The organism is Shigella sp. SIG6, from assembly GCF_053555815.1.
Genome location: NZ_JBQZXC010000175.1, coordinates 1 through 5,530, shown reverse-complemented (window position 1 = coordinate 5,530; position 5,530 = coordinate 1). Strand labels below are relative to the sequence as shown.

General features: G+C 48.6%; 5 protein-coding genes, 1 tRNA gene and 3 pseudogenes. 1 reads left to right on the top strand and 8 read right to left on the bottom strand.

The genetic code is table 11. From position 1 onward, the window contains the following. On the bottom strand, nt 1-737 hold a 737-nt coding region (gene nac / locus ACUU1M_RS18375; protein WP_449144727.1), incomplete at its 3' end, for a nitrogen assimilation transcriptional regulator NAC. 327 nt (nt 738-1,064) lie between these two features. Between nac and ACUU1M_RS18370 the strand changes: the two genes are divergently transcribed. Continuing rightward, nucleotides 1,065-1,140 (top strand) — tRNA-Asn (locus ACUU1M_RS18370). Nucleotides 1,141-1,195: 55 nt separating this feature from the next. Here the strand turns inward: ACUU1M_RS18370 and ldtA are convergent. From ldtA to ACUU1M_RS18335, 7 genes and pseudogenes are all read right to left on the bottom strand, one after another. Then, a complete protein-coding gene (gene ldtA / locus ACUU1M_RS18365; RefSeq protein ID WP_000987809.1) occupies nt 1,196-2,131 on the bottom strand; it encodes a L,D-transpeptidase in 936 nt (311 codons plus the stop codon). Between the two features lie 61 nt (nt 2,132-2,192). Next, the gene (gene cobT, locus ACUU1M_RS18360; protein WP_001165578.1) at nt 2,193-3,272 is read right to left on the bottom strand and encodes a nicotinate-nucleotide--dimethylbenzimidazole phosphoribosyltransferase; all 1,080 of its coding nucleotides are present in this window, start codon (nt 3,270-3,272) and stop codon (nt 2,193-2,195) included. 11 nt (nt 3,273-3,283) lie between these two features. Continuing rightward, the gene (cobS, locus tag ACUU1M_RS18355; RefSeq protein ID WP_005075592.1) at nt 3,284-4,027 is read right to left on the bottom strand and encodes an adenosylcobinamide-GDP ribazoletransferase; all 744 of its coding nucleotides are present in this window, start codon (nt 4,025-4,027) and stop codon (nt 3,284-3,286) included. Continuing rightward, entirely contained in the window at nt 4,024-4,569 is a 546-nt protein-coding gene (gene cobU, locus ACUU1M_RS18350) for a bifunctional adenosylcobinamide kinase/adenosylcobinamide-phosphate guanylyltransferase (protein WP_000973202.1), read from the bottom strand. The genes cobS and cobU overlap by 4 nt, the downstream gene beginning before the upstream one ends. A gap of 151 nt (nt 4,570-4,720) precedes the next feature. Next, nucleotides 4,721-4,864 (bottom strand): annotated as a pseudogene (locus ACUU1M_RS18345) (cobalamin biosynthesis protein); the annotation flags it as partial. Between the two features lie 8 nt (nt 4,865-4,872). Next, nucleotides 4,873-5,061: pseudogene (locus tag ACUU1M_RS18340) on the bottom strand (IS4 family transposase); the annotation flags it as partial. A gap of 134 nt (nt 5,062-5,195) precedes the next feature. After that, nucleotides 5,196-5,459 (bottom strand): annotated as a pseudogene (locus ACUU1M_RS18335) (integrase); the annotation flags it as partial. Nucleotides 5,460-5,530 lie beyond the last annotated feature (71 nt).

The following is a 5,530-nucleotide window of genomic DNA, read 5'->3' as shown; positions in this document are numbered from 1 at the left end:
AACGAACGCGCAGCCGATTCAGGTAATACTGCAACGCCCATGCCGCTGGCAATCGCTGCGGTAAGCGTGGCAATAGACTCAATTTCACCAATGACTTTTGCCGTGAGCCGCCGTAGGGAAAAAGCCTCATCAACACGAAGTCTAACAGCGCTGTAATCACTGGGGAGAAAAAGGTTCATTTGCGCAATAGCATTAACATCAACGTTTTGCCCCGGGCAATCTTGAGTTCCTACCAGGAAAAGATCTTCTTTCAGCAAAGCCTGACTGGATACCCCAGCCACAGGGGAATGCTCATAAATCACCGCCATATCGAGTTGGTGATTTATCAGTTTTTCGTTAAGCACTGCACCACTATTTTCATGAAGATAGATAACGACCTCCGGGAATTCAGCGCGAACCGCCTGTAATAAGGGCATGGTGATGGATGACGCAGCGGTTCCTGGCGCAAAGCCAATCGAGACTTGCCCCGATAATGACTGACCAACGTTATGCACCGCCAGTTGGGCCTGCTCACACTGACGTAAAATGGCCCGTGCATGGGTATAGAGAATTTTTCCGGCGTCTGTTGGCGTAACGCCCCGTTTTGTGCGAATCAAAAGCTGTTGATTTAACTCACCTTCCAGTATGGCAACCTGCTGGCTGAGCGCTGGTTGTGCGATATGCAATACTTCAGCAGCCTGGGTCAGGCTACCAATATCTACAATTTTTACGAAGTATTTCAGGCGTCTGAAGTTCATGTTGCCTCCGGTTTTTAAGAATCGGCCCAAGTGCCGCCATTACTTACAACCAGTATGCAAGATGCCTGCCAGTTCTATTTTGGCGTTGATGCGCAAGCTAACCAACTGTCAAATAAGAGATTATGATAGATTCGTCATTGGCCCTTTTTATCAGCAGTCGCATTCACCTGCCCTATAAAAGGAGGGTATGCACCACGATGGTTCATTACCCAATAAGATTGAAAGCTCACCACTTTGTTGAAATTGGCAGCAAACAAACAAAAAAAATGCATTTCACCCTTTGACATCACCATGCACTGCTATTAATATGCGCCCCGTTCACACGATTCCTCTGTAGTTCAGTCGGTAGAACGGCGGACTGTTAATCCGTATGTCACTGGTTCGAGTCCAGTCAGAGGAGCCAAATTCAAAAAAGCCTGCTTTCGAGCAGGCTTTTTACTTTCTAATTACCAACGCTCTTAAAACATCTGTCTTGAACCAGAACTAATTTGCACAGGCATTCCCGATCGATGTTGCAACGCAGCATTTGCGCGATTTACATCAACTTCTTGCCCGTTGATAAACGCCCGCAAAGATGGGGTTACCGGCAATGGCACTTTTCGGTCAGACTCATATTCTGCACGATTGCGCGACAGCGGCTCATGAACTTCCAGCCACTTTGAACCATCCGGTTCCGTTGTGTATTTCACTGGCTGATCAATAATTTGTACACGAGTGCCTACAGGAACATTATCAAACAGATATTTAATATCGTCATTACGCAGACGAATACAGCCCTGACTTACACGGAGCCCAATACCAAAATTGGCATTGGTACCGTGGATGGCATACAACCTGCCAATATAAATCGCGTACAGCCCCATGGGGTTATCGGGCCCCGCAGGAACAAATGCGGGCAAACTCTCCCCTCGTTTCGCATATTCGCGCCGGGTGTTCGGCGTTGGCGTCCAGGTTGGTGCTTCTTGTTTACGTTCAACGGTAGTCACCCAGTTACGCGGGGTTTCTCGCCCAGCCTGGCCGATACCAATAGGAAAGACTTCCACTGTATTACTGTCTGGCGGATAGTAATAAAGACGCATTTCAGCGACGTTAACCACAATCCCTTTACGAACAGTGGCGGGCAAAATCAGTTGCTGCGGAATGGTGAGTTGTGAGCCAGGCTTCGGCAAAAAAACATCAGCGCCCGGATTCGCTTCCAGCATATTACTTAACCCTTGCCCGTATTGTGCGGCAAAAGTCTCCAGCGGCTGAGTATTGTGATCAGGAACAGTTACAGTAAGCGACTGCCCCACTAAACGGCTACCCTCTGGAGGTAATGGATAAGTTACCGCCAGGCTATTTTGGCTGGCAAAAAGCAGAGCAAATGAGCAAAGAATATTTACACGACTCATCATGTCCCTTTCCTAAGTCGCGAATACTATCCGATAAGTATAGCTTTTATCAGACTTTTCGTTTTTAGCTGTTCAAATCAGAAGTCGTATTCCCCGGTAGAACAATATTACTGGCAGCAAGTTCGCCCATGTTGTTGTATATCGCACAAGCAGCTTCGATGATGGACATCGCCAGAGCTGCACCACTCCCCTCACCTAAACGCATATCCATATTGAGATAAGGCTCCAGCCCCAAATGCGAGAGCGCTATACGCGCGCCTTTTTCTGCCGACAAGTGAGAAGGAATGAGATACGGTTTGATTGCAGGAGACATCTGGCAGGCTGCGAGCGCAGCAGCATAAGAAAGAAATCCATCCAGCAACACGGGTAAACCGCAGGAAGCAGCACCTAACATCACTCCAGCTATTCCGACCAAATCAAATCCACCCACTTTTGCCAGGACATCAACACCATCCTGAGGATTTGGTTGATTCAACGTAATCGCCCGACGCACAACATCAATTTTATTAGCCAGTTTATCTGTCGGCAGGTTTGCGCCAATCCCAACCACTTCTTCAGGATCCCGGCCAGTGATTGTGCTGACTATTGCCGCTGCCGGTGTCGTGTTTGCCATCCCCAGTTCACCTACACCAAACAGCGTGACACCGTTTTTCGCCAGCTCCCGCGTATAACATATGACGTCCAAAAGCAACTTTTCAGCCTGACGGCGACTCATTGCCGGAGCTGAAGCAATATTGCCGCTACCTCGTGCGACACGCATGTTGATAAGCCCGGGGATAGGCTCAGCAGTATCAATACCAACATCAATTACGTGGACGTTAGCGCCCGCTTGTGCTGCCAGCACACACACGCCGGTTGTTCCACGGGTCATATTTTCAGCCTGTATGGCTGTCACTTCTTTTGGAGAAATAGCGACCCCTTCCTCCCAGACGCCGTGATCGGCACACATAACCAGTACCGCTTTTTTGCCCACATGCGGTATGCCATTCACCCCCGGCATTCCTGCCAGTTGTATGGCAAGCGCCTCCAGCTTTCCTAGGCTACCAACAGGTTTGAGTAACCCGTCAACATGCCGTTGTGCACGCGACATAGCGGCAGAATTGATGGCTGGGATCGTATTCAGTAAATCGGCAATTATTTGCATGTCACGTCTCTTTATAGCAGTGCCAGCAGGAAGACCAGTTCACCAAGCTCTATGGCTGCTCCCAGCGTATCGCCCGTTTGCCCGCCCAGCGTACGTTTGAGAAGCTGACCGAGGATGAAAATCGCCACCATCGTCACCACCATAGCAGCCACACCATGCATACCCGGCAATAATACGGCAGCAAAAATAGCGGCTAAGCCGAGTGTGACGCAGGTTTGTCGCCCATCAATTTTGCCAATGAACACATTGTCAAGCCCTTCTTCCCGCGCATAACGATGACGATACATCAATAATGCGGCAGTCCCGCGGCTGACCGCACATGCTGCCGCCAGCGATGCAAGGATCGGTTCGCCACGCAGAGCCAACTCGCTTAACACCAGAATCTTTGCCAGTACCACAAAAATCAATGCCAGACCGCCGTGGGTGCCTAAACGGCTATCACGCATGATTTCCAACATGCGATCGCGGCTACGTGCAGAAAATACGCCATCACAGGTATCAGCGAGGCCGTCCAGATGGAATTCCCCGGTCATCAGCGCCAGCACAAGTACGCTAAACAGTGCCGCCAGTGGTGCGCCACACCATGCCTGCAGCACCATGAAGACCAGCCCGCTAATCGCGCCAAGCAATAATCCAATCAAAGGAAAAGTAATAATACCGCGAGAATAATGCTCGAAATCCAGTCCCTGGGACCAGCTACGCGGTACAGGCAGACGCGTAATAAATGAGAGCATCGCCCAAAATAATTTGCTCATTTGATTTTTACTCCAATACCCGAAACCACCAGCCATACTTCATTTGCCGCAGCGGCCAACTGCTGATTTACCCGCCCGGCAATATCACGAAAATGTCGTGCCAGACGACTCTCCGGCACAATCCCCATTCCCACTTCGTTAGTCACTAATACAACCTTTGCGGGGCAACGTTGGCAGGCAGCAATCAACGACTGAATCTCAGCATTAATCGCCTGTTCCATCGCCTGATAATCCCATTCATCAGGGTCTTTATCGCCGCCATAATCAAACAACAGATTAGTCACCATTGTGGTAACGCATTCCAGCAACACAGCCTCATTCGGGTTAATGTCTGCATGAATTAATTCATCAAGATGTTGCCAGCGCTCCACTGTGCGCCAGTGCTCCGGGCGGCTTTGCCGATGATGTTCTATCCGTGCAGCCATCTCATCATCAAGGATTTGCGAGGTAGCGATATACAGAACCTGTGAAGAGTCCCCAATAAGCACCTCTGCATGGCGACTCTTCCCGCTCCATGCGCCTCCCGTCACCAAAATCATCATACCGACTCCTGATTCAAATGTATGATGGTATTCATTGAACAGAGCAATGGATCCCCCACCGTTGCTGACCGCAAAACATTTACGCGATTAATACTGCGCGTAATATAATTAAAAATCCAGCATTCTCAATCCATTACGAAATAAGATGGCATTACGGAATAGCCAGACTTTCTCGTGTTAACGTCCGACAAAATGCGTCATTGACAGCGGTTTCTGTGGATTGACACATTTCATTCAGATAATGAATTAATGCTACTGCCGGACCAACCAGCAAACGGGCATTGTGTTCTGAAATCCAGGCTATTGATTCAACGTCAGCGACAGATCTGCGCTGTAAAAGAACTTGTAAAACAACGCAATAGAATTATCCGGAATGGTGGCGACTATGCACTAGAACACCACAATTTCGCTCTCTCGGTAAGGCACTGTCACAGCATTCAACAGAATGTGACTTGCCAGATTTATTAGCGCCACCAGATGTTTAACCGGGTAACCACGACCCAGTCGGGGATATATTCCATCTTCTCGCTGACATCATCAAGAATAAAAAGGTTTATCACACTCAGAGCAACGTTCTTCAGCAGGCGGGATAATTCTTCAACATTTAAAAGATGTGTTATTAAAGGCATCTCAAATTGGACAGGGCTGCCGGTTTTCTGTTGCAACACCGTTGCTCTGCTTGAGACAGAACTGCCATATGCAGCATCTGATACTTTGAGTTTGACCAAATCACAGCCCCGTAGCTTACTGTCCAAAGCCATGTTGAACAGAGCTAGATCGCGTGTTTTACCTTCCAACTCAAGTCTAATCCAGATCCCCCAGATATGAGATATCTGAAGTGGCCTTTTTTGACCGATGGTACGGTCTTTATTCCACGGTGACGTTTTCATATTCAAATCTCCTGCAATGTGGGAGATTTGAGTATGGTTGTCTCTCAAGAGCAAAAATAAGTCAACTATCA